Below are 26,262 nucleotides of genomic sequence, written 5' to 3'. Positions count from 1 at the left end.
GGTACCGACCTCTGTCGTCAGCCAGCCCGGCCGGACCGCATATCTACCCTGGGACGAGCTATAACAACCAGAAGGCAGTATGTAGCGGTTTTCATAATCAGGAGATCACTCAACGCGAGCCGATGCCTTGAGCGCCATGCGCACGCGGCGAATGTGCTCGTCCGACTGTCCGAGCTCATCAATCGGTACTCGTGACGTTTCAGGAGACGCCAAGATGGCAAAAATAGACAACACTGCGCCCCCCATCATGAAATAGGCGGGTGATGAAGGGTTTCCGGTCAGCTTCGTCAGAGAAGCGCTGATTAAAGGAGCGGTGCCGCCAAATAGCACCATGGCCACGTTGTAGCCTACCGACATGGCGCTGTAGCGTGTGCGTGTCGGAAACAACTCCGTCATCATGCAGAACGGCGCGCTGCCATACATCCCCATCAATACCCCGACGCTAGCCATCGTGGCAATTACCACCTCTGGTGTCGAGCCCACGACGATCCGGAACAAAGGAAGCGCAACGACGAGGTATGCCAATGCCGCCGTAAAGGCGACGGGTCGTCGACCCACGCGGTCGGATAGCGCTGCAGCGAATGGGATCACAATCACTGAACCCAGAAAGGCCAGGCCGGACGCCGCTATAGCTTGCCCGCTACTCAACCGTCCAGTTGACACGAGATAAGACGGGAGATACGCCAGGATCAAGTAGTAAGGGATGCCGTGTGAGATCGCTACGCCAAGACATTTGACAATGCTTCGCCAGTCGTCACGAAGGGCTTCGCGCAATGGTGCTTGTGCCGCGCCCTCGCGTTCCAAGTGCAACCGGAATGCCGGTGTTTCCTCGATGCGCAGCCGCAGCCAGAACGCACCCAACCCAATCGGACCAGCGATCAGGAAGGGCAATCGCCAGGCCCATGCCTCAACTGCCGTCTGACCAAAAATGCTGGTGATCGCCAGAACAAGACCGGATCCGCTCAACGCACCAATTCCAGCCGACATACCGAAGAACCCGATCACAACGCCACGCCGGCGTGTCGGGGCGTACTCGGCAAGGAATGCGAGTGCTCCACCTGCTTCGCCTCCCGCGGAAAATCCCTGAATCATGCGTAGGGCTACCAGCAGCAAAGGAGCGGCGATGCCAATCGCCTCGTATCCCGGTAGGACACCGACCAACCCCGTCGAAACGCTGATCAAACCAACGACAATCGCGAGCGTATCGCGCCGTCCAAGCCGGTCTCCCAGCGATCCAAAAAACAGAGCGCCGAGTGGTCGGGTAACGAATGCGACGGAGAATGCCGCGAAAGCCGCTATCAGGCTAACGATCGGGTCGCTGCTTGGGAAGAACACCTTCGCCAGGGTGGCGGAAAGATAGCCATACAACGAGTAGTCAAACCACTCCAGCATGTTTCCCACGGCGGCACCGGAGATCGGCTTGAGAATATCCCGGACCCGCTGGGGGGTGGGGGTCGAACCTCTTCGGGGATGATGTTGCATTGATTTTGTCTCCACTTCTATAAGCAATGTTTGAAAAACCGAAGCGCGCTTACTCTTATTTGTGGTAAATATTAGGTAGCCTACCTATTACAATCAAATAGGCGTTTACCCTCCCATCAACGAAGTCAGGTGGCTGATTTTGAGCCGCAAATGACACTTTTACGCTTTATCTTGACAGACCATCGTGGCGACCTACGCTCTATGTAATCGATTGCATCGTGGAATGGGCTATGCGCCGATGCGAACGAGTGTTGAAAGACCTGCTTTTTTCTTGCGGTGGCCCCCCTAACTAAAGTCGATCACCCCGGAGGTAGCTATGTCACTGATGGCAGCGGTACGCGAGGCGTTCAATCAATGGGAGCGCTTTCGATTCATGTCGATGTTCGAGTACCTCAGTGCCGAGTTAGGGGAGAGCTGGAGCCTATTTATTTGATTTGTAGGCTGCCAAAGCGAGGTCGCTTCGGCTTTCTCGCTTGCCTTCTTGCACCGGCTTCACTGTCCCCCCGCGCCTCTTTAACAACGCGTCGTGAGGCTGCCCCCTTGGTCAGCGAGTGGTGGCGATCGCGCACTTCTAACCCCACGTCCATGCGGGTGTTTTTTCACGCCTATGCATAGGTAAGAACCGAAGCCCTGCGATCCCGACCTTACGGAAGGTCCCGGCGTCAAAGGTGGCCTCCAGCAGGTCCCAAGCGGGCCTCCGGCCGCGCCTCACTCGGTACCGACCTCTGTCGTCAGCCAGCCCGGCCGGACCGCATATCTACCCTGGGACGAGCTATAACAACCAGAAGGCAAACAGTCCTCGCGCATACCCAGTGGGTCACCGGCGGCATATCTTGACCACTGAAATCGGCGGTCGCCCGCCTTCAGGCCAACTGGGCTCCCCCAGTCTAGCCACGCCCTCCTCTCCCACCCCTGGTCCCGCTCGAGATTTGTGACGCGAGGTCAATCCTCTGCACCGATTAGGGTAAACCCCTTTTGCATATAGTAGGTAGGCTACCTAATATGTACTCACAATTTCCCATCGGAGACATATTCATGACCGCCCCCCAAACCCCCACGCAGTCGACTGGCTGCCCGTTTCACGCGGCCTCACCTGCGCAGTCCACGTGTCCGATGCACGCTGGCGGGGACAGCGGCATCCCCGACTTTCCGCCCGAACGGGTCGATCCTTTGTCGCCGCCGCCGGTGTACTTCCAGATGCAGCAAGGAAGCGGCTTGGGGCAAGCTAGGCTCTGGGACGGAAAGATCGCCTGGCTGATTACGCGCTATGACGACGTCCGCTCGGTCCTGTCTGACCCTCGCTTTAGTTCTGACATTACGAATCCCGGCTATCCCACTGTCAGTGCTGCAATGAAAGTTGCCCGGGGTAGTAACCGGACCTTCATCACCATGGATGCACCCAAGCATGCAGAGCATCGGCGCATGCTGACAGGTGAATTCTCGATCCGCAAAATCGAGGCCCTTCGCCCGCGGATTCAGGCGATCGTAGACAAGCTGCTGGACGACTTCGCAACAAAGCCTCAACCCTCCGACCTGGTTAGCGCCTTTACGTTGGCTACGCCGGCATTGGCGATCTCAGAGTTGCTTGGCGTTCCGTACGAAGACCATGACTTCTTTCAGGAACTGGCGATGGTCCTGACGTCGAGTAGTGCGACGCTTGAGGAGGCCATCGCCGCAAATCATGAGTTGTGCGAGGTGTACCTGAAGGGCCTGGTGGCGAAGAGATCGGAGAACCCCGGGGAAGATATCCTCAGCCGCCTCATCGTCAATCACGTACGAAAGGGCGATATCACCGAAACGGACGTTGTTTCCCTTGCAAGGCTCTTGCTGATTGCCGGCCACGAGACCACGGCGAATACGACCGCAATGGGAGTGCTTTTCCTCCTGCAACGACCGGATATCTGGAATGAGCTTCGACAAGACACAAGCCTCGTTCCAAATGCGGTGGAAGAAATTCTGCGCTATCTGGATGTCACACATTCAGGAAAGCGTCGTGTCGCGACCGAGGACATTGTCGTGAACGGACAAATGATCCAGGCGGGCGACCCCGTTGTAGTGCTGAGTGTCTCGGCCAATCGCGACAGCTCGAAATTTGAAGATCCGAATGTGTTCGACCTTCGCCGAGATTCAAGGACGCAGGTCTCGTTCGGATACGGCCCGCATCAGTGCATCGGTCAACCCCTCGCACGGCTCGAAATGCAGATCATGTTCACCGCCTTGCTGGAGCGGTTTCCGAACCTCGAGCTTGCTGTTCCCGTGGAAAGCCTTGAGTTCAAGGGCGATTCACTCATGTATGGCGTCAAGGAACTCCCTGTTCGCTGGTAATCCCGACTTAAATGAGAAGCATCATGAAAATCACAATCTACCCCGAAAAGTGCTGCGGTTCTGGTCAATGTGTCGTCAACGCGCCGGATCTGTTCGACCAAAAGGACAATGGCATCGTCATTCTCTTGAACGCAGAGCCGTCGGCTGACCAATTCGAATCAGCACGCCTGGCGGCTGGCATCTGCCCAGCGCTCGCCATCGAGATTCACGAGGATCAGTGATGAACTCCCCCGAGCACATCGTCGTTGTCGGCGCCTCGGCCGCCGGCATCACGGCAGCACGAGCGCTGCGCGCACAGGGCTGGGGAGGGCGGCTCACGCTGATTGGAAAGGAAGGCGGCATGCCCTATGACCGCCCTCCTCTTTCAAAGCGGCTGATGGCAGGAGAATGTCCGGTAGAGGCGCTCAACCTTGTGTCCGAAGACGGCATGAAGGCGCTGAACCTGCACTACCTGGACGGGACATCGGCCACCGGCCTCGATACGGACGCCAGTTCACTGCAACTCAGCAACGGCTCCACACTTCAATATGATCGCTTGCTGATCGCCACGGGCGCGGACGCTCGAGTGATTCCCAACCTCAGCCAGGCGGCGAACTGCTACAGCCTGCGCAACTTAAACGACGCGCTGGCGATTCGGGAACATCTGACTGCCGGAAAGCGGGCACTAGTAGTCGGCGCGGGCTTCATCGGCACAGAGTTAGCGGCGATTGCAAAGACCAGCGGCTGTGAGGTGACCGTCATCGACAAGTCGAAAGTTCCTCTCGGGGCGCGAGTCGGGGATATCGTTGGGAAGCGGATCGAAAAACTCCATGAAGCCAACGGCGTGGTTTTCCACAACGACTGCGAACTCAGGGAGGTGAAATGGCGTGACCGCACCATTACCGAAGTCCGCTTGGACACTGGGGTTGTGATTGCTTGCGACGTAATTGTTGTGGCTATCGGCGCAGTTCCCAGCGTGCAGTGGTGCAGCGGATTAAACATCCGCAGCGGCGTAGTCTGCAATGAATACTGTGAAGCAGCCCCGAACGTATATGCCGCCGGCGATGCTGCAGAGTGGTTTCACAAAGGCTACGGCGAGCACATGCGTATTGAACACCGGACGAATGCAAGCGAACAGGCGATGGCCGCGGCAAAGAACATGCTCGGCTCTCGCGTTGAATACGCTCCGCTGCCGTTCTTCTGGTCGGATCAGTACCAGGTCCAAATCCACAGCTACGGACGCATCGGCCCTCAATACACCGTTGAAGTTGTCGAAGGGGATCAACTGAAAGACGACTCCTGCATCTTTCGCTACTACCAGGGAGACGTTTTGATGGGCGTTCTTAGTTGGAACGCCAGTAGAAAAGCGCGTGAGCACATCAAGCTGTTGAAGGAGGAGTGGACGAAGAGCCACGCTCCAGCTGCGGTAGCAGGTTAAGGCTGTATTTCATAATAAAAGAGGAGACAACATGACAAAACCCGCTTCGGCTATCCGCAGAGCAGTCCTACTCTGCTCCCTGGCCCTGCCCTCCATCCTGTACGCCCAGCAATCTGGCCCGTTGCCGGTCCGGCTCTTTGTTGGCTACGGACCGGGCGGTGGCACCGACGTAGTTGCACGCGCAGTTGGCGAAGAGCTGGCAAAAATCTGGAATCGGCCCGTAATCGTCGAAAATCGGCCAGGCGCAAACGGGGCGATCGCCAGCAAGGCTGTCGCGCGAGCTGAACCGGACGGTTCGATCCTTCTGGTCATGCCCCCGTCCACGTTGATCATCGACGCAAACTTGCGCCCCACTGTTGCTGTCGATCCCACCAAGGAACTCACCCTTGTGAGCGGGCTAGCCGCAACCCCACTCGTTGTGGTGACCCCGGCTTCCGCGCCATACAACAACCTCGCTGACCTCATTAAGGCAGCTCGTGCGGCCAACGGGAAGTTCACGTACGGATGGGCCAACTTGGGCATGCGTGTCGGTATGGAGGAGTTCGCGCAAAAGACCGGGGTAAAGATGACCCCAGTCGGCTACAAGAGTGCTGGGCAAAGTGTCCCCGCTATCGTTTCAGGCGAGATCGATATGCTCATGATCGATATGGCACCGATCGCGCAACTCGTTAAGGCTGGAAAAGTGAAGGCCTTTGCCGTGTCGACGCCAGAACGCTCGCCTATGCTGCCAAACGTCCCTACATTCAAGGAAGCGGGGATTGACGTCCAGCTTACGGGAACCATCGCCCTGTATGCGCCTGCCAAGATGCCCCAGAACGCAATCAAAAAAATGCAGAGCGATGTCGCTACGATTTTGAAGAACGGCGAGCTTCGCACGCGGATGCAAGGCACTGGAATGGAAGTCATTACGCAGTCCCCGGAGGATTTCGAGGGCTACCTTAAGCAGCGCAAGAAGAGCATTGATGCAGTAATTAAGGTCGGTGATTTTAAGCTCGAATAGATCGACCTCCGTCACAAGCACAGAATTTCGTAGCTAACCTCTTAGTCATTGGAGTACACGCTGTGTATCCAGAATTATCCCTTTACATCAATGGCGAATTTCTCGGCATTGAAGGCCGGCGACACCAGGACGTAGTCAATCCTGCGACGGAGGAGGTCGTTGGGCGACTGCCGCTCGCCACCCGCGAGGACCTCGACACCGCCGTCGAGGCGGCTCATCGAGCTTTCCTGACGTGGCGCGACTCATCGCCTTTGGAACGCAGTGCAATCTTGCGTAAAGTTGCGGAGCTCGCCCGTCAAAGGGCGCCGGAAATCGGCCGCAACATGACCATTGACCAGGGGAAGCCTCTGCACGAAGCCGTGGGCGAAGTAACGGTTTGTGCAGAACATGCAGAATGGCATGCAGAAGAGGCTCGCCGAATCTATGGCCGGGTGATTCCTAGCCGGCACCCCGACGTCCGCCAACTCGTACTACGTCAGCCGGTCGGAGTCTGCGCAGCCTTCACCCCTTGGAATTTTCCCTTCAACCAAGCTATCCGTAAAATCTGCGCCGCGCTTGGTGCTGGTTGTACAATAGTTCTGAAAGGGCCAGAAGAGACTCCGAGTGCCGTCTTGGCGATAGCTCAACTGTTCCATGATGCTGGTCTTCCTCCTGGCTGCTTGAACGTAGTTTTTGGAGTACCCTCGGAGGTGTCAGCATATCTAATCGCATCTCCGTTGGTTCAGAAGATCTCATTTACGGGGTCCACTGCTGTCGGCAAGCAACTTGCAGCTCTTGCAGGCTCTCATATGAAGCGAATCACCATGGAGCTTGGTGGCCACTCCCCTGCAATCGTCTTCGATGATGCGGATGTCGATGCTGCCGCCGAGAAGCTTGCAACCTTCAAGCTACGAAATGCTGGACAGGTATGCGTTTCACCCTCCCGCTTCTTCGTTCAGCGCGGGGCCTACAATAGGTTTCTAAGGCGTTTTACTGACGTGATTAGCTCGGTGCGCGTCGGCAACGGGCTCGATAGCTCGACACAAATGGGACCACTCGCAAACCAACGCCGCATTGCAGCAATGGAAGCATTGATTGCTGACTCCAAAGCGCGCGGCGGAAATGTGATCGTGGGCGGTTCCAGGTGCAGCGACACAGGACATTTCTTCGCGCCCAGCGTCGTTATAGACATTTCAGACGACTCCATGCTCATGACTTGCGAGCCATTCGGCCCTGTCGCCCCGGTTGTAGCGTTCGACGATCTGGATGAGGTGCTGGCACGGGCGAACAAACTGACTTACGGCCTGTCGTCTTACGTGTTTACCGAGTCAGCGAAGACAGCGCATGCTGTCTCTACCCGCCTTGAGGCCGGCATGGTCAACATCAACCACTTTGGAAGCGCTCTCGCCGAAACACCGTTTGGAGGCATTAAAGATAGCGGTATCGGGAGTGAGGGTGGGACCGAGACGTTCGACGGCTATCTCGTCACGAAATTTGTAACTCAAGTGTAGATCGGGGGCCGCAAAGGGCGATACGTCGCCCTTTCCCCCGAAGCTACGTTCCCAGTCAGGTTTTGGCGCCTAAGTGAGTGTTAGGCGCCTTTTTTATTAGCGTATAGGTCGCGGCAGTGCGCCCCATATTGGGCGATGCGGTTGCTCTCGGCGACTCTGACAACTCCCTGCATGGCTCCGCAGTTGCAGCGCAAGCGCGGCCGGCTAGCGATAAGCCTTCTCGAATCGTGTCGTCTTCCAGGAAGATTTCGTTGGTATTACTCGTGGTCCAGCCACGGTTCTCTTTTGAACATCTTATCGATGATGGGGAACATCGCGATCACCGTCTGCAACTCCTCGGGCGTCAATCCCTCCATGCGCTTGCCCAGTGCCGCCGTCCGCTGTGCGGCCAATTTGCCGGCCACAGCCCGGCCTTCATCAGTAATCTGAATCATGTTGTTGTACGAGCCGACGGGTGCGGAGCGCGCGATTAACTCGGCGTCGACCATCCGCCCGACAATCTGCGTCATCGTAGGCAATCTGACGCCTTCATTCCTGGCCAGATCGCTAACTCGCATCGGCCCTCTTACGAGCAATGCACTAAGAACAGCGCTCTGCGCGGGGGGCACGTGCGCCGCTCTCATTTCCCGCCGCAGCGCTACAACGATCCGCATCAAGCGGGGTCTAAGTTCGTCCGCAAGCATTTCAACCGTAGGTTCTGTCATGTCTACAAAAAGGGGGCAATCACTGAGCAGATGATATAACGATTCAGTGAAGAATGATCGCGCGAAGTACCTGGAGGCACCGAGTCGATATGGTCCGACTGGTGAGGGTAGCGACCACGCAGACAGCGGCGGCGCGTGAAGGGGTTCTGTGCCTGTGGCCGGGTAGCAACTCAAGGCCGGGCCTTGTCGCGTTCGTTCGCGATGGCCGGAGCACCAATCTTGATGGAGAGGGATGACGAGACGAGGCGCTGGCTGGCGCTCTCGTCTCAAGGCGTCGACGCTTGATCCGCCGACGCGCGGAGCTTGCTAACTCAGCTTGACCAGGTCCTTCTTGTACGTCTTCGCCTTGTTAATGTAGTCGTCAGCGTTCTTCTCGATCGCAGCTTTGACTTCCTCCGTTAGTTCACGTACCTGCTTTGCAGGTGTGCCCATGACCAAGCCTCCTGCCGGGAAGTTCTTGCGCTCGCCGATCAAGGATCCGGCCCCCACGAGGCATTGTTGTCCGAGTTCGGATCCATTCAGGATCACAGCCTGAATGCCGACCAGACTACGTGCTCCGACCTTGCAACCGTGAAGCATCGCCTGGTGTCCAATGGAGACCATCTCGCCTACCTCGACGGGAAAGCCAGGATCGGTGTGCAACACAGCCCCCTCCTGGACGTTCACGCCTCGCCTAATCGTGATCTTTTCATTGTCGCCGCGGATCACAGCGCCGGGCCAGATGGACACGTCTTCGGCGATTTCCACGTCGCCGATGATTACCGCATGCTCGGATACATACGAGCTCGGATGAATTGTCGGTTCTTTCTCTCCAATTCGATAGATCGCCACAAAATGCTCCTCTTATCTTGATGTGACTAACTTTTCGCCGACCGCGTTACTTGCAGGAGGCGAAACACTACTGCATGGGCCGCTCTCGCAGCCCGTGCCGACTTCGACGCCGTTTCTTGCCCTGCCGCTAGATAAATACTTGTTCCTCTGGTTGGACTGCCGGCTCGATTGCATCATCCAGTACCTCGATCCAGTGCTTTACTGGCGTGGGCGTTCCACTTTGCAAATGCTGGATGCAACCGATGTTCGCGGACACGATGCAGTCAGGTTGCTTCTCGCTCAGATGCTCGATCTTGCGGTCTCTGAGCTGGAGTGAAATTTCGGGCTGCAGAACGGAGTAGGTGCCGGCTGAGCCGCAACAAAGGTGACTCTCCACGCTGGCACGATGAACGGAAAAGCCCAACTGTCCCAGATGCTCCTCCACCACTCCCCGCAGCTTCTGGCCGTGTTGCAGCGTGCACGGCGGATGGAACGCCAAGGCCGGCTTGTCGCACGCTTTGACTTTGCCGCGCAGTCTTGGCAGAAGTTCAGGAAGCAATTCGCTCAGGTCGCGGGTCAACTCGCTAACCCGAGCTGCCTTCTCGGCGTACTCCGCGTCATGCTTTAGCAAGTCGGCGTAGTCCTTCACGGTCGCGCCGCAGCCGGACGCGTTCATGACAATTGCCTCGACTTCACCGCTGGAAATCGCCGGCCACCAGGCGTCGATGTTTCTGCGCATATCATCGAGGCCGCCCTTGTGATCTCCGGTGTGCAGCCGGATCGCGCCACAGCAACCGGCTCGAGGAACACTTACAACCTGAAAGTCGGCTGCATCGAGTACCCGCGCGGTCGCAGAATTGATGTTCGGCATCATCGCCGGCTGCACACAACCTTCGAGCATGAGCACTTTCCTGGCGTGGCGGCGCGTTGGGCGCTGACCCGCAGGTCTGCTCGGCGTAAGCTTGTTGGCGAGCTTGGAAGGAAGTAGCGGCCGAACCATTCGGCCAATCTTCATGGCCGGCAAGAACAATGGCGAAGTTAGCCCCTCACGCAGCAGCCAACGCACCGCGCGGTCTTTTGGCGGACGAGGAATTCGCTCATCGACTAGCTTCCGCCCAATGTGAACTAGCTTGCCGTACTCGACACCGCTGGGACAGGTGCTTTCACAGTTCCGGCACGTCAAGCAGCGGTCTAGATTCTGTTGGGTGCTTGCTGTGACCTCTTCCCCCTCAAGCAACTGCTTCATCAAGTAGATGCGTCCCCGGGGTCCGTTACGTTCATCGCCCAGAAGCAGGTAAGTCGGACACGTTGCCGTACAAAAGCCGCAATGCACGCACTTGCGCAGAATCTCTTCGGCCTCCGCCCCTTCTGGAGTGTTGGCAAACTCATGACTTAGTTTTGTCTGCATATGGAGCCCCTTACAGGCCGGGGTAGAGTCGACCAACATTGAAGATGCCATCGGGATCAAACGCTTGCTTGAGATTGCGATGAATCTCGAAGAGCGCATCGCTCGGTGGCGTGAACACGCCGCTCCTATGATGCGGATCCCTGAACAGCGTGGCGTGACCACCAAGCGATGACGCCATTTCCCGAACGTCCTCGATGGGATCGTCGGTGTATAGCCATCTCAATGCACCACCCCATTCAATAAGCTGATTCGCGGCCAAGAAGGGTTGGGAGACTGCCGGAACGGAAACACGCCAGAGAGGCGCGTCGCTCTGTGAAAAGAAGTCGTGGCGGTGGTCGCGGACGGCATCCCACCAGGACAACGCTTCGTCTGGTTCCAGCTCAGTCCCGCCCAAACGCTTTCTGGCTTCCGTGACAGCAGAGGCTGCACCACTCAGTCGGAGGAACAGCTTTCCGTCGTGCCAGGCACTCGCATTGACTGGCAATGCTTGCCGAGTCAGCCCGTTTAAGAGAGACAACGCCCCTGCTTCGTCGCGTTCAATGAACAGGGTGATCCTCGATGAATGAATGGGCAGAACCTTCAGCGAGACCTCACAGATAACACCGAGTGTTCCCATTGAGCCCGCCAGGAGACGCGAAACGTCATAACCGGCAACGTTCTTCATCACTTGCCCGCCGAATGTCAGAAGCTCGCCTTTGCCGTTAATCATGGTCGCGCCGAGAACGAAGTCCCGAATGGACCCTACCCCGACGCGTGCTGGCCCGCTCAGACCTGCCGCGACCGCTCCTCCGACAGTACTTCCTTTAGCAAAGCGTGGCGGCTCAAAGGCAAGGTACTGATTGTGCTCGGCCAGCACGGCCTCAAGTTCTTCTAGCGGTGTGCCTGCACGAGCGGTGACAACCAGCTCAGACGGTTCATAGCTGCAAATTCCGCTGAGGCGCCGGACATCACACGGTTCACCCGACGGCTCTTCACCGTAGAAGCATTTCGTACCGCCGCCAACGATGTTGAGAGAGGTCTTCGTTTTTCTTGCATGCAGGACTGTCTCAATCAGATGAGACACTTCCGTGGGGATCGTCGTCATTCTAGAACCTCGGGATTTCTGGATGCGGCAGCATCCCACGCCGAACAGTCATGCGACCATATTCGGCACATCGATGCAGCGTCGGAATTACCTTCCCAGGATTCAAGAGCGATTGCGGATCGAATGCACGTTTCAGCGCAAACATTTGTTCTCGCTCTGCGCCTGAGAACTGAACGCACATTGAGTTCAGCTTCTCCACGCCCACACCGTGCTCTCCGGTCACCGTCCCGCCAAGCGTGACGCTTGTTTCCAGAATCTCAGCGCCGAATTGCTCCGCCTGGTGCAGTTCTTCGGGATTGTTGGCGTCGAAAAGGATCAGCGGATGTAGATTCCCGTCGCCGGCGTGGAACACGTTCACGCAGCGAAGCCCATAGCGCACCTCCATCTCGCTGATTGCTCGAAGGATCGCAGCGAGACTCTTGCGAGGAATCGTGGAATCCATGCACAGGTAATCCGGGCTCATGCGCCCCGTCGCGGGAAATGCATTCTTTCGCCCGCTCCAGAAACGAAGACGCTGCGCCTCGTCCTGACTTGCTTCAAGACGAGTGGCCCCGCTGGCGGTGAGGACGGCATTCATCTTCACAATCTCGTCCTCGACCTCCAACGCCGTCCCATCACTCTCGCACAATAGGATTGCGGCCGCGTCCAGGTCATAGCCAGCATGCACGAAGTCCTCTACGGCGGCGGTCATCGGCTTGTCCATCAGTTCCAGGCCGGCTGGGATGATGCCGGCCGCGATGACGTTGGCTACGGCGTCACCAGCGGCTTCGACGGTGTCGAAGCTTGCAACGATGCATCGCGCAAGTTCTGGCTTAGGAATTAACTTGACGGTGACTTCCAATGTCACTGCGAGCATCCCTTCACTGCCTACAACGACGCCGAGCAAATCGAGCCCAGGGACATCAAGGGCTTCCGATCCAAACTCTATCGCCTCGCCCTGAATGGTGTATCCCCGTACTTTCATTACGTTCTGCAACGTGAGTCCGTACTTGAGGCAATGGACGCCTCCGGAATTCTCGGCCACGTTTCCACCGATCGTGCAGGCAATCTGGCTGGACGGATCGGGGGCGTAGTACAGCCCATACGTAGCGGCTGCCTCACTGATTGCGGCGTTGCGTACACCGCATTGGACCACTGCGGTACAACTCACAGGATCTACCCTGACGATCCGGTTAAAACGAGCGAGCGAAAGGAGCACGCCCATCTCATGTGGGAGCGCACCGCCTGACAATCCCGTGCCTGCGCCCCGAGCCACGACGGGCGCACCGAGCGTCTTGCACGTTCGCAGAATGGCAACAACCTGCTCTTCTGTTTCGGGAAGCACCACGACGAGCGGCTGCGCCCGATAGGCCGTAAGGCCATCGCATTCAAATGGCTGGGTGTCCTCGCGCTGCGACAGGATAAGGTCCCTAGGCAGCACGCCTTCTAGCGCGGAAACCACTTCCGCACGCCGGGCTTCCCTCCGCTCAGCGTCAGTAGGATGTGCCAACCAGCCGTCACGCGTCGCATTCATGACTTTGCCCTCCTGGTGCGATGAAGCTGCGTCGTGCTGTGCCGGTCTATTGGATAATCAGTGCGGAGCGACGGCGCGACCGTAGCGAGCCGGCGAACCGCGCAATCAGCCTGGACGGATGCTGCAGCTCCAAGGCGGAGCGTTGCTTCCGGGCGCTGAGGCTCAAACGTTGAGCGATGAATGCGATGCATTGTGTGGGGAGGTTCTAATACACTTCTGTCAAAGGCGTCGACGAGACGCCATGACTTGACTGTAGACAATCACGCGATATAGCAGGTTGAGAGTTATTTGCGGTTGAGTTGCAGAAAACTTGATTGCCGTGTTTGGGCCGCTCAACTTAGCGAGTCGGTGAGCCACTCCATAAAGGCGGCGCACTCCCATCTCTCCAGGGCCCCAGGTTCCCAGCATAAGTAGTGCGCCATCGGTGAAGGCACGGATCGATCCGATATGCGGATGAGTCGCCCCCCCTCTAGCCATGACTGCGCCATACGGGTCCTCACTAGTGCCACGCCGAACCCGCACGCGGCTGCGTCATAGAGAAGCCCTAGATCGTTGAATTGAGCGCCCACATGCGGCTCCGTTCTCGTCAATCCACATGAGGAGAACCATGTCGTCCAAGGCTCAAGCGGGCTACGTATCAGACGCGCCTGGTCGATTTCACCCGCCATTTCGAAGCCTTCGAAGGGGCCGAACTCGTTGAGATAGGTAGGGCTGCAAGCCGGCGCCACCTCCTCCGAGAGAACGACGCGATGATCGACGTCCGCATATCCGCCGGCGCCGTACCGGATTTCCAAATCGGATGGCTCGGCTGTGACGTCCAGGAATGGGATGGAGACCTGCAAGATAAGGTCGATGTCCGGATACTTGTTGCGGAACAGTTCCAGTTTGGGCATCAGGAACTGCCTGGAGAAAGTTGGGGTCACCGCGACCCGCAGTCGCGTGGAAGAGGCTTTTCCATTTTTGACCGGCATCTGCTGTAGCGCAGCGAGGCCGCTTCGGACATTCGCCAGGTACGCTGCACCATGTGCAGAAAGCGTGAAGTCACTCCGCCCGAAGAGTTCAACACCGAGGTGAGATTCAAGCTGGCGGATTCGATGACTCACGGCGCTGGTTGTTACACACAACTCGTCGGCGGCACGTGTGGCGCTCCGAAGCCTTGCAACCGTCTCGAAGGTGACAAGACATTGAATGGGCGGGATGTGTTGCAGGGCCATATCTTCTCTCCGTTTGGTGGGCTACCCAGGGCGGATATGCCGCATGTCATCGCTTGAGGCCTAGGGAGCGGCCACACTTCTTGCTGCTCTGTCGCTCGAGCACCATGCCAACGCTGCAACGAGCAAGCGCCCCCAGATTGCTTGCTCAGGATCGACTCACTGGGTCCTCAGGCAAGGACGTACGTGACGCCCTGCAAGGGAAGACCACCAAGTAAGTCGCTCTCCAACCCACAGTGACCTCGCCGCGGGAAGGTCTCTTAGCGATCCGATCTCTTCGTCGACTCCTGCTCCAACCCATGGCCGCGACTGCGTTAACTGCTTGACATTATGCCGCACCAATCTAAACTTATGTAATCGATTGCACGCAGTGCTGTTTTCGCCTCATCACCGTACTGGCATTGGTTATTTACAGTCTCTGATGCAGGTTACCGTAACGTATGTAATCGATTACCACATCACACAGGAGGCAACAATGCAGGAACGTCGTCGTAAGTTTTACGGGTGGGGCTATGAGGGTGACACCGTCACGCCGGACGAAATCCGGGAGTTCGAGGCAGCGTGGACACGCTTGCTGGGTGTCGAGCACTTCGAAGCGACACCTTTTCCGACGCCCGAAGAAATTTCGCTGCGCAAACCTCGCGTACAGCTGCCCGCGTCGCTTCGCGAAATCTGCACAAGCGATCATTACGACCGCCTGTATCACACCTACGGCGCGGGCACCATGGATGTTGCGCGCGCAATGCGCCGGGAATTTTCCAACCCGCCGGACGTCATCGCCTACCCGCGCACTGAGCAGGACATCGTGGACCTGTTCGACTGGTGCGGGCGCCAGAACGTTGCTGCAGTTCCGTACGGCGGCGGCACCAGCGTCGTGGCCGGCGTGAATCCGCCCGAGCACGATCGTTACCGTGGCGTGGTGTCCATCGACATGAAGCACTTCAACAAAGTGCTGGAGGTAGACCAAACATCGCAGGCCGCGCGCATTCAAGCGGGCGTCCTTGGCCCGGAGCTGGAACGACAGCTCAAGCCCACCGGCCTGACCATGCGATTCTTCCTGCAAGCGTGGGAGTTCTCGTCACTGGGGGGTTGGATCGCAACGCGAGCAGCAGGCCACTTTGCGACCGCGTTCACTCAGATCGACGACCACGTCGAGAGCATGCGAGTGGTAACGCCCCAGGGTGCCATTGAATCCCGACGTTTCCCGGTATCGGGTTCGGGACCCAATCCGGATCGACTTTTCCTCGGCTCCGAAGGCGCACTGGGCATCATTACCGAGGCGTGGGTCAAGCTTCACCGCCGGCCGGTCTTCCGCAAGCAGGTGACCGTACGTTTCCGTGACTATGCGCGCGCTGTCGAGGCCACACGGGTACTGTCTCAATCTGGACTGAACCCTGCCAATGCCCGCCTTGTGGAACGCGAAGAAGCCTTGTACACGGGTTCGAGCGACGGCAGCTATGACATTCTCGTGCTGGGATTCGAGTCCGCCGACCACCCGGTCGAGGCACGCCTGAAGCGAGCACTGGAAATTTGCGCGGAGTGCGGCGGCGAATGGGACGATGATCCGGTCAGCGGAAACCAAGGTGGTGCGGACGCTGCGACATCGAGCTGGCGAAACAAGTTCCTGCGCGGCCCATACCTGCGCGAGTACGCCATTGCTCGCGGCGTCATGCGCGAGACCATGGAAACCGCGTGCACGTGGGACAAGTTCGCCGCTCTTCACGCGCACGTCAAGGCAGAAACGCATCGGGCCATTCGCGAAGTTACCGGCCGCCCGGGTTCGGTGACTTGCCGCTTTACCCACCTCTACCCTGATGGCCCTGCGCCATATTTCACGTGGTTTGCCTATGGCGATAAGGCTCGATTGCCCGAGCAGTTCCAAGCGATCAAACGCATTGGAGAGCAAGCCATGGTGGACGCAGGCGGTACGGTGACCCACCACCATGCGCTTGGTCGGGACCATCGCCCTTGGTACGACAAGGAACGGCCGGAGCTGTTCTGCACCGCGCTAAAGGCCGCCAAGCAGGCCTTTGATCCGCACCAGGTCTTGAACCCTGGCGTGCTGTTCGACCCGAGCTAATTAGTTAGAAACTCAAAAAAGAGGAGTAGGAGATATGGCAGGCCCCCTTGCAGGTATCAAGGTCCTAGACTTGAGCCGGATCCTTGCTGGACCCTGGAGCACGCAACTATTGTCCGACCTGGGCGCTGACGTGATGAAGGTTGAGCGTCCCGGCACCGGCGATGACACGCGAGCTTGGGGCCCGCCGTTCCTTACTCGTGAGGATGGCACGACGACGGAAGAGTCGGCGTACTTCCTTTGCGCCAATCGCGGGAAGCGTTCGATCACTCTGGATGTCAGCAGCAAGGTCGGTCAGGATTTGCTGCACGAGCTAGTCAAAGATTGCGACGTCTTCGTTGAGAACTACAAGTTCGGCGATATGCAACGTTACGGGTTGGACTTCAAGACCCTGAGTGAGATCAATCCTCGGCTCGTCTACTGCTCCATCACCGGCTTCGGGCAGACGGGCCCATACCGCAAGCGGGCTGGATACGATTTCGTGGTGCAAGCCATGGGCGGGCTGATGAGCATCACAGGCGAGCGCGACGGCGTCCCCGGTGGCGGCCCGCAAAAATGCGGGGTGCCCATATCGGACTTGATGACTGGCATGTATGCAAGCGTTGCAATTGTCAGCGCGCTATTTGAGCGAGTCGGCAGTGGCCGCGGGCAGTACATCGATATGAGCCTGCTGGATACGCAGGTGGCGTGGCTGGCAAACCAGGCCTCGAACTATTTGGTGGGCGGGAGCCACCCGCGTCGTTGGGGCAACGCGCACCCCAATCTCGCACCTTATCAGTCATTCCCTGCAAGCGATGGCTCTCTGATCGTAGCAGTCGGTAATGACCGGCAGTTCCGAGCCATGTGCGAAGCGCTGGGTTTAATCAATCTTCCGGATGATGACCGCTATCGACGCAATGCGGATCGTCTAAAGAACCGTGAAAGTCTTGTGGAGGTGCTCTCGGCTCGCTTTGAAGAAGAAGAGAGAGACACGTGGCTCAAACTGCTGGAATCGGTCGGCGTACCTTGTGGCCCGATCCAGAGCATTCCAGAAGCACTGGAGGATCCCCATATCCGGGCGCGTGAAATGGTTTTCTCTTTGCCCCACAGCAGCGGTGCAAGCGCGCCCCAGGTTGCGAACCCTATCAAGTTCTCTCGCAGCAGTATCGACTACCTTCGCGCGCCCCCAGCGCTGGGCGAACACACTGAAACCATCCTGAAAAATGAGCTCGGGAAGTCTGTGGAGCAAATTGAGGCAATGCGCCGCGATGGGACGATCTGACGTGTAATCCGCCCGACCACAGTGATCACCATAAAGATCACGTTCAAAGGAGACAGACATGCATCGATTGCTACGAATTGCGGGGGCATTAGCCGTTTGCGGAGTGACACTGACCATCGGTCTGGCCGCCGCCCACGCTAAGGAATGGCCGGTCCAGCCGATTCGGGTCGTTCTTCCATATCCCCCTGGCGGCGCCTCAGACGTGACCGCCAGGCTCCTAAGCGCTAAGCTTAGCCAGGCATGGGGAGAGTCTGTTGTTGTGGAGAACCGGCCTGGCGCAAACGGCATCATCGCTAATGAAGCCGTTGCGAAGGCGCAGCCTGACGGCTACACCGTGCTGATGGCCAACCTTGGGCCGAATGCCATCAACCCGGCCGTATACGGGAGACTTCCTTATGACACGCTGAAAGACTTTACGCCAGTTGTCTTGGTGACAAAGGTGCCGCTCATTATCGTCACGGCAGCAAATTCGCCGGTGAAGGACCTGCGCCAACTGGTCTCATTAGCAAAGGCCAAGCCAGGACAGATTACCTTTGGATCTGCAGGCAACGGTTCGGGCAGCCATCTGGCCGGGGAACTCCTTAGTACCATGGCTGGCGTCAAGATGAACCACGTTCCCTATAAGGGAGACGCGCCTTCGCTCACAGACGTGCTCGGTCAGCAGATCAATGTTGCCCTTCCCACCGCGCTTGCTGGAATGCCACATGTCAAGAGTGGAAAACTCAGGGCTCTTGCGGTCACGAGCAAGACTCGATTGCCGGCACTGCCCGATGTGCCGACGGTAGATGAAGCGCTCGGGATAAGCGGATACGAAGCCGTTTCTTGGGGTGGATTTATGGTGCCGACCGGGACCTCACCAGCCATCGTTGCTAAGATGAACAGCCAGTTCAACAAAGCCCTTCAGGATCCGGAGGTCCGCGACAAGCTGATGGCTCAAGGCGCGCAGATCGCAGGCGGCACCCCGGAAGCATTCGATGCGTTTCTGCGCACCGAAGTTACGAAATGGAAGCGCGTGGCTGATTCAGCAAAGGTCCGGCTCGACTAGCCCTCACCGGGAATGCCGGTCCGTCGTCGGGATACCCCCCGACGACGGAAACTGCCTGTGGACTACCAAGGTCGTTACAATGACGGCAGTCGGCCGATATCCCAGGCTGAAGATAACCGCTGATCCGATATGGTGAATGTCAAGCAAGTCGCCCTCCTCGCCGGCGTTTCCTCGGCAACAGTCTCCCGTGCACTGACATCGCCGGATCGGCTGCGACCTGACACGCTGGAGCGCGTGCAGAACGCCATCGCAAGCCTCAACTACGTCCCGTCTTCCTCGGCTCGGGACCTGCGTCAAGGGCGCACGCGATCGGTCGGCATCATTGCGCCGACACTGATGAACGAGCTTTACGCGAAAGCGGTCGATACCTTAGAGGCGCAGCTCGATCGGCTCGGATACACCGTTTTATTGACGTGCCACCGGGACGACAGTGAGACAGAACTACGCTGCGCGCGCGCGCTTTTGGAGCGCAGAGTCGACGGAATCGCCATTATCGGGTCACAGCATCACCCTGACGTCTTCTCGCTAATCCACAAGCATGCCATTCCGTATGTCCTAATGTGGGCCGTCGATCGTGAGGGTATGCATCCCACGGTGGGATATGACAATCGCTTGGCGATGCGCAGGTTGACGAGCTATTTGGTCAAACAGGGACATCGAAAGTTTGCCGTCCTCCCAGGGCCACTAGAGACTCAATTTCTCTCCTCTCAACGACTTCTGGGCATCCAAGACGTCCTCAGTGAGAACGGCATTTCGATACCCGACGACCGCATTCTCCCGACACCGTACGAAGCATCTGCCGTCCGGCAAGCGGTTCGGACCTGTCTCGAGCGTAATGACTCGCTGCCGCATCAGGAACAGCCGACTGCCCTGATATGCATCAATGACTTCGTTGCTGTGGCAGCGATCGCGGAGTGCCGCACATTGGGACTATCGGTTCCGAGCGACATCTCAGTTACAGGCTTCGGCGACTGGCAGATGGCGGAACTGATGACGCCCGCACTCACGACCGTACACTCGAATCCCGTTCTGATTGGCGAACTTACTTCTCGTAACCTGGTTGATCAGATTGAAGGCGGGTCCAAACGCATTCAGACCGAGTTCGAGCCTGACCTTGTAGTTCGCGAAAGTACGGCGCCGCCCCAATAGTTGGTGAGCCAAACTACGTTTTGTCGCTACGGACGGAACTCAGCCGTCGCTCTAGCTAGGCCCTCACCGGGCACAAAGCGGTCGAAGCATACGTTGTCCAGCTATTAAATGAAGCGTTGCAGACAACGTTCTGAGGGAATTCTTCAGTCATGCGGGGCGCCTAATGGATATCAGTCTCTGCTCCATCCTGATGTCCGCTTAGGGTGGGCCGGTAAGCGCCGGTCATGCCACTGACCTTTGATTGAGGCGTCAGGGTACCGCCGTTGCCAACTAAGTCGAACGTGTCCCAAAAAGCGGACACATTCGTCCCCTCCGGCGCGAGCCAGAAGCGTCACCGCACGAAAAGGGAGTTCGAACCTATTTCGGCCACCCCGCTTTGGCTGCCGCCGCATCCAGCGCACGAGAAAATCGCCCGATGTCTTCCGGCCGGAACTCGGCCAGAAACAGTTCTTTGACCGCCGCCTCGTAGATGCCCCACATCTTCTTGCGCAAGGCCTTACCTTGCCGTGTGACGGACACGAACGCGGCGCGGCCGTCTTCCTCTGACCGGATACGGGTCACCAGCTCTTCACGCTCCAGCCGGTCAATCAGGCGAGTCAGGTTGTACCGCTCGATGGCAAGCACATCGGCCAGCTCATGCATCCGGCGGCTTTCCTCCGGCCCGCTTTCAATCCCCCACAGCACGTCGTACCACGCGTAGACAGGCAGTCCAGCCTCGGCAAGACGCCGATCCACCTCACGTATCAAGGCCCGGTGCGACCGTACAAACGAAAACCACAAATCCGGCTTCTCAGTCGACATGGTATCTCCAATAGTTGCAGTTGCAATTATGCCGCAGAGCGCTCACAATGCCCAGACGATTGCAACTGCAATTTATTTGAAGCGCAATGGCCACGCCTATCCGACCGGGCCTGATGCGAACCGAAGCCCCGTCAATCCCATGGAGACAGAGATGAATGCCCCGGTGTTGCCGCTACACGTATTGCCGCTGGATGTGGACCCGCAGGAAACCCAGGAATGGATTGAGGCCCTGGCCGCCGTGACCGAAGTGGAAGGCCGCGAACGCGCCCACTACCTGATCGGCCGCCTGCATGAATCGGACGCGGCCCGACACGGGGATTTCCATGGCGCAATCACGACGCCCTACGTCAATACGATTGCCGAATCGGGCGAGCAGCCGTACCCAGGCGACACCTCGATCGAGCGCCGACTGGCCGCCATGGCGCGCTGGAATGCCATGGCGATGGTGTTGCGGGCGGGCAAGCACTCCAACGTCGGCGGGCATATCGCCACATATGGGTTCTCCGCTTTCTTCTGATGTCTACGGGTCGACCTTCGATTCTGTTGTTGAGGGTAAACCCCCCTTTGCGCCACATAGGTAGGCTACCTAACATTAGCCACCAATCGCCCTCGGAGATATTTCCATGACGGAGTCGCCTGCTCCCACCCCTTCCTCCAACCCATCTTCCGCGGTAGAAGGGCGCTGTCCTTTTGATGCGGCTGCGAACGAGCCGAAATCAGCGTGTCCTTTTCACGCTGAGGGCGACAGCGGCGGAATCCCAGATTTCCCCCCTAAGCGCGTAGATCCCTTGGCGCCGCCGCCGGTGTTCTTCCAGATGCAACAGAAGGGCGAATTGGCACAAGGTAAGCTTTGGGACGGAAAGATCGCTTGGCTTGTCACGCGTTATGACGATGTTCGCGCTGTCTTGTCGGACTCTCGCTTTAGCTCCGACGTCTCACATCCGGGATTTCCCTCTTCCAGCGCCGCAGTAAAGGTTGTTCGGAGTAGTAACCGGACCTTCATTACCATGGATGAACCCAAGCATTCAGAGCAACGGCGGATGCTGACCAGCGAATTCACGATCCGAAAGATCGAGAATCTGCGGCCGCGACTTCAGGCCATCGTGGACAAGCTCTTGGAAGATTTTGCGATGGGGCCGCAGCCTTCTGACCTGGTTAGCGCCTTTACATTGGCGACACCAGCATTGGCTATCTCAGAGTTGCTTGGTGTTCCATACGACGATCACGACTTCTTCCAAGAACAGGCGATGATCATGACGTCGAGCACCGCGACGAGGGAAGAGGCTAGCGCCGCGAATCAAGCGTTGTGCGAATACCTGCGTGAACTGGTGGCGAAGAGATCCGAAAGCCCCGGGGAGGACATCCTCAGTCGCCTTATCGTTAATCATGTACGGAAGGGCGATATCACTGAAACAGACGTGGTCTCGCTTGGAAGGCTTCTGCTGATTGCCGGGCACGAGACGACGGCAAATACGACGTCGATGGGGGTGCTCTTCCTACTTCAGAGGCCGGACATCTGGGAAGAGCTTCGCCAGAATCCAAGCCTCGTTCCAAACGCGGTGGAGGAGATGCTACGCTTCCTGGATGTCATACAGTCCGGGACGCGACGTGTCGCACTGGAGGACGTTGTCGTGAATGGGCAATTGATCCGAGCCGGTGATCCCGTTGTCGTGCTTAGTATTTCCGCAAATCGCGACCAGGAGCAGTTCAAAGATCCCCACGTCTTTGACCTCCGCCGTGATGCCCGGACACAGATCGCATTCGGATACGGCCCGCATCAGTGCATGGGACAAGTTCTCGCCAGAGTCGAAATGCAGATCATGTTCACCGCCCTACTGAAGCGCCTGCCGAATCTTCGGCTGGCCGTGCCCATCGAGAGCCTCGCGTTCAAGAGCGATTCGCTCATGTATGGTGTTAGGGCACTGCCCGTTAGCTGGTAAATCCACTACGGCGAATCACGATGAAAATCACAATCTATCCCGAAAAATGCTGCGGTTCCGGCCAATGCGTCGTCAATGCGCCGGATCTGTTCGACCAAAAGGATGACGGAATCGTCATTCTTTTGAATGCCGATCCGTCGGCCGATCAATACAAAATCTGCACGCTTGGCTGCTGGGATCTGTCCGGCGTTGGCAATCGAGATTCACGAGGCTCTCTGATGATTCCCCTAAGCAAATCGTAGTCATCGGGGCAACGGCCGCCGGCATCACGGCGGCACGAGCAGCCTGCGCGCGCGAGGCTGGGGCGGATGGTACTTCCATCGCAAAAGAGGGCGGCCTGCCCAACGGCCGCCCATCTCTTTCGAAGCGGTTGATGGCTGGCAAACGTTCAGTAGAGCTCCTCTAAATAGATCGCCTAGCGGGCATAAAATTTCATTCCGCAAATAACATCTGCCGAAACTTTAAATCTATTATAGAAAGATGACTCAAAGTCATAGGATTGGCTCCACCCAATTCTGTTCGAAATATCCGGTATAGATCTTTCCAGTCCTGCCAATTCGAACAGCGAACGCATAAGCCGCTGCGTGTTACATATTTCCGTGAAGCAATTGCCCTGGCTGAAGAGGGTCCGCCTGACTCTCGAGGATGTTGTCTGCAAACTATCCGCTATATCTGCAATATTCCAAGCTTCCTTTGGATTCATAAACACCGACAATGAAATTGCCTCCCAAAGCGGCCTGGAATCCCACAGATCGTGCATTGGTTGATCACGCACCACAGAATAACTAGTTACATCCAGATCGAAGCTGCAATGCGAGCTCTTAAAAATAGAGCCGCCCAAGAACAGACTCGCAGGAGAAAAAGCGGGGAGCTTCACGAACTTCCCCTCTTTAATTACGCGTGAATAGCCTTGTCGGATGATTATCTGCTCGCCACTCAACGAAGTCACTTTCATTGGAATTGGAAGAAAAATATCATGGATCCCGACTTGGCTTCGTGACTGAAGTTGCGTCTGCATCAATTACGCTACTATCCCGGTCCGATACTATGAGCAGCGCGAGGATGTACCACCGCGCTGCCGGAAACGATGAGGGTCACCCGCCATCGCAATTCATCGAGCACTTACTCTTCGCGGCGCCTTAGGCAGCCTTGTCAAGCTCGGGATGCATGGAGTCCGACATCTGCGCCAGATGATGCAGCGTATCTCCGAACACCGATTCCATTTGGGTAAGGCGTCTAAAATAGTGGCTGACGATATACTCATCCGTCATTCCAATCCCACCGTGCAATTGCACGGCCTGCTGGCCGACGAATCGCATCGACCCGCCCAACTGATATTTCGCTTGTGCCATGGCGCGACGTCTCTGGTTCGCCGGCGCGTTGACGTTGAGCGAGGCGTAGTAGCTCATAGACCTCGCGAGCTCTAGACTCATCTTCATATCTGCGACGCGGTGACGCAACGCTTGGAAGCTCGCGATAGCGACGCCGAACTGCTTGCGCGTCTTCATGTAATCCACCAGAGCCTCCAGGGTTACGTCCATCACGCCCACGGCCTCTGCACACGTCATTGCAATGCCAAGATCCACGGCATACGACAGGCAATCCTGGCCTTCGCGGGTGACTAGCGTGCCCGGCGCCTTCGACAACGTCAGCTCCGCGGCGCGCGAGCCGTCGACAGTTTGATAAGGGTGTACCAATACACCTGGGGCGGAGCGCTCCACAAGGAACGCTCCGAGAGTGTCAGCAATCATGGCGGGTACAATGTACGCAGCAGCATGATCGCCAACCGGCACGAGGCTCTTACTCCCAGTAAGCTCCCAACCTTCCGCCGTCTCGACTGCTCGCGTCTCGCACGTATCGATGCGATAACGATTCGCGCGCTCCTGCTGGGCCAGTACGACCAGACTTTCTCCAGAAGCGATCGTAGGCAGCCACGCCGCACGTACGCTTGCTTCGGCGTAGTTCGACAGCACTGCACCCGCAAGTAGAACTTGCGCCAGCGGTTCGAGTACGATGCCCCGCCCCAGTTCCTCCATAACCACCATAACGTCGACCGGCCCCATACCGACGCCGCCATACTCTTCTGGGACGTAAAGTCCAGTCAGCCCAAGCTCCGCAAGCTCCGAATACGCGTCCGGGGAAAATCCGCCGCTGCTCTCGGAACTGCGACGGTGCTCAGTAAGCGGCTAGCAAACCCGTCTTGACGGATGAGGTTTCAACGGACGGCAGGCGTCCAACGGTGCGGCAGCAGATCACTGATGGCGCTGGCGCGCTGTGTCGGCAACCTCTCCAGCACGTCCTTCAGGTACGCATGCGGATCCAGGCCGTTTAGCTGTGCAGAACGCACCAGGCTCATGACGGCGGCCGCGCGTTGGCCCGCTCGCAGCGATCCCGCGAACAGCCAGTTCGAGCGCCCAATCGCCCAGGGGCGGATCTGGTTTTCCACCCAGTTGTTATCGATCGGCGCATTGCCATCGTCGAGGTAGCGCGTGAGCGCTTCCCAGCGTTTGATGCTGTAATCCAGTGCTTTGGCGATGGCCGATCCGTCTGGCACTTTTTGCCGTTGGCTGATCATCCAGGCATGCAATGCATCGGCCACGGCACGTGCCTTCTCCTGGCGCACGCACCGCCGCTCGTCTGGGCTGAGTGTCGCCACCTCGCGCTCAACGTCGTAGAGCATGCCGATGTACGCCAGCGCCTGACCCGCCACCTCGCTTTTATGATTGGCGTGCAGTTCGTAGAATTTGCGCCGGGCATGCGCCATGCAGCCGAGTTCGATCACGTCCGCGCCGAAACTCGCCTTATAGCCCGCGTAATCGTCGCACACGAGCTTGCCTTGCCAGTCTTTCAGGAAGGCGCGCGCATGCTCACCGGCACGGCTCGGCGCAAAGTCGTAGACCACACCGCGCACGGACTCATAACTTGTGGGGCAGTACGCCCACAGATAGGCACGGTGCGTTTTCTTCTTGCCTGGATCGAGCATCTGCACTGGCGTCTCGTCGGCGTGCAGCACGCCGTGCGTGAGCAACGCTTCGCGCAACGCGTCGACCAAGGGCTGCAGCCGTACGCCACACACGCCAACCCATTGCCCCAAGGTCGAACGCGGCAAGGCCAAGCCTGCGCGTGCAAAGATCTTTTCTTGACGATACAGCGGCAAGTGGTCGGCGTACTTGGCCACCAGCACTTGGGCGAGCAGCCCGGCCGTCGGGATACCCTTGTCGATCACGTGAGCCGGCACAGGCGCCTGGGCCAGCGTCTCGCACTCGGCGCACACCCACTTGCCACGCACGTGACGCTCCACCGTAAAGACACCCGGGACGTAGTCCAGCTTCTCGGCCACGTCCTCGCCGATGCGCTTCATCTCGCAACCACAGCCACACGTGCTCGACTCGGGTTCGTGGTGGATGACGGTACGCGGCAGGTTTGCCGGCAGCGGCGCGCGTTTGGGCTTTTGCGGCGCCTCGGCAGGGGGCGGCTTCAGAATTCGGAAAATATTGCCCGTTAAGACTTTTGTCCTATCGCAGACGTTGGCTCGCAGCCAGCAA

The 26,262-nt window shown here is 57.9% G+C and carries 21 protein-coding genes and 2 pseudogenes; 12 read left to right on the top strand and 11 right to left on the bottom strand.

The genetic code is table 11. The features are described from left to right. Positions 1–105 precede the first annotated feature (105 nt). On the bottom strand, positions 106–1,482 hold the full coding sequence (locus tag PTE31013_RS24430) for an MFS transporter (RefSeq protein ID WP_150615183.1): 1,377 nt from the start codon (positions 1,480–1,482) through the stop codon (positions 106–108). Positions 1,483–2,517: 1,035 nt separating this feature from the next. On the opposite strand from PTE31013_RS24430, the gene PTE31013_RS24425 reads away from it, so the two are divergent. From PTE31013_RS24425 to PTE31013_RS24405, 5 genes are all read left to right on the top strand, one after another. Then, positions 2,518–3,807 (top strand): cytochrome P450, encoded by a 1,290-nt coding sequence (locus PTE31013_RS24425; protein ID WP_196765234.1) that lies wholly within the window; start codon positions 2,518–2,520, stop codon positions 3,805–3,807. Between the two features lie 23 nt (positions 3,808–3,830). Continuing rightward, positions 3,831–4,028 carry a ferredoxin gene (locus PTE31013_RS24420; protein WP_043355325.1) on the top strand — a complete coding sequence of 66 codons (198 nt, stop codon included), beginning with the start codon at positions 3,831–3,833 and terminating at the stop codon, positions 4,026–4,028. Beyond that, a complete protein-coding gene (locus PTE31013_RS24415) occupies positions 4,028–5,224 on the top strand; it encodes an NAD(P)/FAD-dependent oxidoreductase (protein WP_062794398.1) in 1,197 nt (398 codons plus the stop codon). Before PTE31013_RS24420 ends, PTE31013_RS24415 begins: the two co-directional genes overlap by 1 nt. A gap of 31 nt (positions 5,225–5,255) precedes the next feature. Continuing rightward, complete coding sequence (locus PTE31013_RS24410; RefSeq protein ID WP_043355327.1) at positions 5,256–6,224, top strand: Bug family tripartite tricarboxylate transporter substrate binding protein; 969 nt, start codon at positions 5,256–5,258, stop codon at positions 6,222–6,224. 62 nt (positions 6,225–6,286) lie between these two features. Further along, on the top strand, positions 6,287–7,714 hold the full coding sequence (locus PTE31013_RS24405) for an NAD-dependent succinate-semialdehyde dehydrogenase (protein WP_150615182.1): 1,428 nt from the start codon (positions 6,287–6,289) through the stop codon (positions 7,712–7,714). A gap of 257 nt (positions 7,715–7,971) precedes the next feature. Here PTE31013_RS24405 and PTE31013_RS25225 read toward each other — a convergent pair whose 3' ends face one another. The 6 genes from PTE31013_RS25225 to PTE31013_RS24375 form a co-directional block, all read right to left on the bottom strand. After that, positions 7,972–8,337 carry a MarR family transcriptional regulator gene (locus tag PTE31013_RS25225; protein WP_224040759.1) on the bottom strand — a complete coding sequence of 122 codons (366 nt, stop codon included), beginning with the start codon at positions 8,335–8,337 and terminating at the stop codon, positions 7,972–7,974. A gap of 387 nt (positions 8,338–8,724) precedes the next feature. Then, positions 8,725–9,249 carry a gamma carbonic anhydrase family protein gene (locus PTE31013_RS24395; protein WP_043355330.1) on the bottom strand — a complete coding sequence of 175 codons (525 nt, stop codon included), beginning with the start codon at positions 9,247–9,249 and terminating at the stop codon, positions 8,725–8,727. 127 nt (positions 9,250–9,376) lie between these two features. After that, positions 9,377–10,636, bottom strand: a complete 1,260-nt coding sequence (gene glcF, locus PTE31013_RS24390; protein WP_043358198.1) for a glycolate oxidase subunit GlcF — start codon at positions 10,634–10,636, stop codon at positions 9,377–9,379. 10 nt (positions 10,637–10,646) lie between these two features. Further along, positions 10,647–11,720, bottom strand: coding sequence for a glycolate oxidase subunit GlcE (gene glcE, locus PTE31013_RS24385; RefSeq protein ID WP_062794395.1), 1,074 nt, complete (start codon positions 11,718–11,720; stop codon positions 10,647–10,649). A 1-nt stretch (position 11,721) separates the two neighbouring features. Further along, positions 11,722–13,233 (bottom strand): FAD-linked oxidase C-terminal domain-containing protein, encoded by a 1,512-nt coding sequence (locus PTE31013_RS24380; RefSeq protein ID WP_043355338.1) that lies wholly within the window; start codon positions 13,231–13,233, stop codon positions 11,722–11,724. Positions 13,234–13,565: 332 nt separating this feature from the next. After that, positions 13,566–14,447: a LysR substrate-binding domain-containing protein gene (locus tag PTE31013_RS24375; RefSeq protein WP_043355340.1), complete on the bottom strand. Its 882-nt coding sequence runs from the start codon at positions 14,445–14,447 to the stop codon at positions 13,566–13,568. A 472-nt stretch (positions 14,448–14,919) separates the two neighbouring features. On the opposite strand from PTE31013_RS24375, the gene PTE31013_RS24370 reads away from it, so the two are divergent. From PTE31013_RS24370 to PTE31013_RS24355, 4 genes are all read left to right on the top strand, one after another. After that, on the top strand, positions 14,920–16,524 hold the full coding sequence (locus tag PTE31013_RS24370) for an FAD-binding oxidoreductase (protein WP_043355342.1): 1,605 nt from the start codon (positions 14,920–14,922) through the stop codon (positions 16,522–16,524). A gap of 34 nt (positions 16,525–16,558) precedes the next feature. Next, on the top strand, positions 16,559–17,782 hold the full coding sequence (locus tag PTE31013_RS24365; RefSeq protein ID WP_043355344.1) for a CaiB/BaiF CoA transferase family protein: 1,224 nt from the start codon (positions 16,559–16,561) through the stop codon (positions 17,780–17,782). 58 nt (positions 17,783–17,840) lie between these two features. Then, positions 17,841–18,827, top strand: coding sequence for a Bug family tripartite tricarboxylate transporter substrate binding protein (locus PTE31013_RS24360; RefSeq protein WP_043355346.1), 987 nt, complete (start codon positions 17,841–17,843; stop codon positions 18,825–18,827). Between the two features lie 129 nt (positions 18,828–18,956). Continuing rightward, positions 18,957–19,976 carry a LacI family DNA-binding transcriptional regulator gene (locus tag PTE31013_RS24355; protein ID WP_043355348.1) on the top strand — a complete coding sequence of 340 codons (1,020 nt, stop codon included), beginning with the start codon at positions 18,957–18,959 and terminating at the stop codon, positions 19,974–19,976. Between the two features lie 357 nt (positions 19,977–20,333). On the opposite strand, the gene PTE31013_RS24350 is transcribed toward PTE31013_RS24355, so the two are convergent. Next, positions 20,334–20,777, bottom strand: a complete 444-nt coding sequence (locus tag PTE31013_RS24350) for a MarR family winged helix-turn-helix transcriptional regulator (RefSeq protein ID WP_043355349.1) — start codon at positions 20,775–20,777, stop codon at positions 20,334–20,336. Between the two features lie 151 nt (positions 20,778–20,928). Between PTE31013_RS24350 and aceE the strand changes: the two are divergent. From aceE to PTE31013_RS24335, 3 genes and pseudogenes are all read left to right on the top strand, one after another. After that, positions 20,929–21,291, top strand: a pseudogene (aceE, locus tag PTE31013_RS24345) (pyruvate dehydrogenase (acetyl-transferring), homodimeric type); the annotation flags it as partial. Positions 21,292–21,400: 109 nt separating this feature from the next. Then, positions 21,401–22,717 carry a cytochrome P450 gene (locus PTE31013_RS24340; protein ID WP_081201625.1) on the top strand — a complete coding sequence of 439 codons (1,317 nt, stop codon included), beginning with the start codon at positions 21,401–21,403 and terminating at the stop codon, positions 22,715–22,717. 20 nt (positions 22,718–22,737) lie between these two features. After that, positions 22,738–22,959: a ferredoxin gene (locus tag PTE31013_RS24335; protein WP_196765233.1), complete on the top strand. Its 222-nt coding sequence runs from the start codon at positions 22,738–22,740 to the stop codon at positions 22,957–22,959. Positions 22,960–23,132: 173 nt separating this feature from the next. Here PTE31013_RS24335 and PTE31013_RS24330 read toward each other — a convergent pair whose 3' ends face one another. From PTE31013_RS24330 to tnpC, 3 genes and pseudogenes are all read right to left on the bottom strand, one after another. After that, positions 23,133–23,735: a helix-turn-helix transcriptional regulator gene (locus PTE31013_RS24330; RefSeq protein WP_124684263.1), complete on the bottom strand. Its 603-nt coding sequence runs from the start codon at positions 23,733–23,735 to the stop codon at positions 23,133–23,135. 121 nt (positions 23,736–23,856) lie between these two features. Further along, positions 23,857–24,894: pseudogene (locus PTE31013_RS24325) on the bottom strand (acyl-CoA dehydrogenase family protein); the annotation flags it as partial. A 38-nt stretch (positions 24,895–24,932) separates the two neighbouring features. Continuing rightward, positions 24,933–26,262 (bottom strand): IS66 family transposase (gene tnpC, locus PTE31013_RS24320; RefSeq protein WP_246174906.1); only part of this gene is annotated, 1,330 nt, incomplete at its 5' end.

The organism is Pandoraea terrigena, assembly GCF_902459705.1.
In the GTDB taxonomy this organism is placed as follows: domain Bacteria; phylum Pseudomonadota; class Gammaproteobacteria; order Burkholderiales; family Burkholderiaceae; genus Pandoraea; species Pandoraea terrigena.
The sequence above is the reverse complement of the archived record's forward strand: the minus strand, read 5'-3'. Positions and strand labels throughout refer to the sequence as shown.

Coding starts and splice junctions, on each gene's coding strand:
- PTE31013_RS24340 (WP_081201625.1), top strand. CDS start 21,401: ATGACGGAGTCGCCTGCTCCCACCCCTTCCTCCAACCCATCTTCCGCG.
- PTE31013_RS24370 (WP_043355342.1), top strand. CDS start 14,920: ATGCAGGAACGTCGTCGTAAGTTTTACGGGTGGGGCTATGAGGGTGAC.
- PTE31013_RS24410 (WP_043355327.1), top strand. CDS start 5,256: ATGACAAAACCCGCTTCGGCTATCCGCAGAGCAGTCCTACTCTGCTCC.
- PTE31013_RS24415 (WP_062794398.1), top strand. CDS start 4,028: ATGAACTCCCCCGAGCACATCGTCGTTGTCGGCGCCTCGGCCGCCGGC.
- PTE31013_RS25225 (WP_224040759.1), bottom strand. CDS start 8,337: ATGAGAGCGGCGCACGTGCCCCCCGCGCAGAGCGCTGTTCTTAGTGCA.
- PTE31013_RS24430 (WP_150615183.1), bottom strand. CDS start 1,482: ATGCAACATCATCCCCGAAGAGGTTCGACCCCCACCCCCCAGCGGGTC.
- PTE31013_RS24365 (WP_043355344.1), top strand. CDS start 16,559: ATGGCAGGCCCCCTTGCAGGTATCAAGGTCCTAGACTTGAGCCGGATC.
- glcF (WP_043358198.1), bottom strand. CDS start 10,636: ATGCAGACAAAACTAAGTCATGAGTTTGCCAACACTCCAGAAGGGGCG.
- PTE31013_RS24335 (WP_196765233.1), top strand. CDS start 22,738: ATGAAAATCACAATCTATCCCGAAAAATGCTGCGGTTCCGGCCAATGC.
- PTE31013_RS24380 (WP_043355338.1), bottom strand. CDS start 13,233: ATGAATGCGACGCGTGACGGCTGGTTGGCACATCCTACTGACGCTGAG.
- glcE (WP_062794395.1), bottom strand. CDS start 11,720: ATGACGACGATCCCCACGGAAGTGTCTCATCTGATTGAGACAGTCCTG.
- PTE31013_RS24355 (WP_043355348.1), top strand. CDS start 18,957: ATGGTGAATGTCAAGCAAGTCGCCCTCCTCGCCGGCGTTTCCTCGGCA.
- PTE31013_RS24350 (WP_043355349.1), bottom strand. CDS start 20,777: ATGTCGACTGAGAAGCCGGATTTGTGGTTTTCGTTTGTACGGTCGCAC.
- PTE31013_RS24360 (WP_043355346.1), top strand. CDS start 17,841: ATGCATCGATTGCTACGAATTGCGGGGGCATTAGCCGTTTGCGGAGTG.
- PTE31013_RS24420 (WP_043355325.1), top strand. CDS start 3,831: ATGAAAATCACAATCTACCCCGAAAAGTGCTGCGGTTCTGGTCAATGT.
- PTE31013_RS24375 (WP_043355340.1), bottom strand. CDS start 14,447: ATGGCCCTGCAACACATCCCGCCCATTCAATGTCTTGTCACCTTCGAG.
- PTE31013_RS24425 (WP_196765234.1), top strand. CDS start 2,518: ATGACCGCCCCCCAAACCCCCACGCAGTCGACTGGCTGCCCGTTTCAC.
- PTE31013_RS24330 (WP_124684263.1), bottom strand. CDS start 23,735: ATGCAGACGCAACTTCAGTCACGAAGCCAAGTCGGGATCCATGATATT.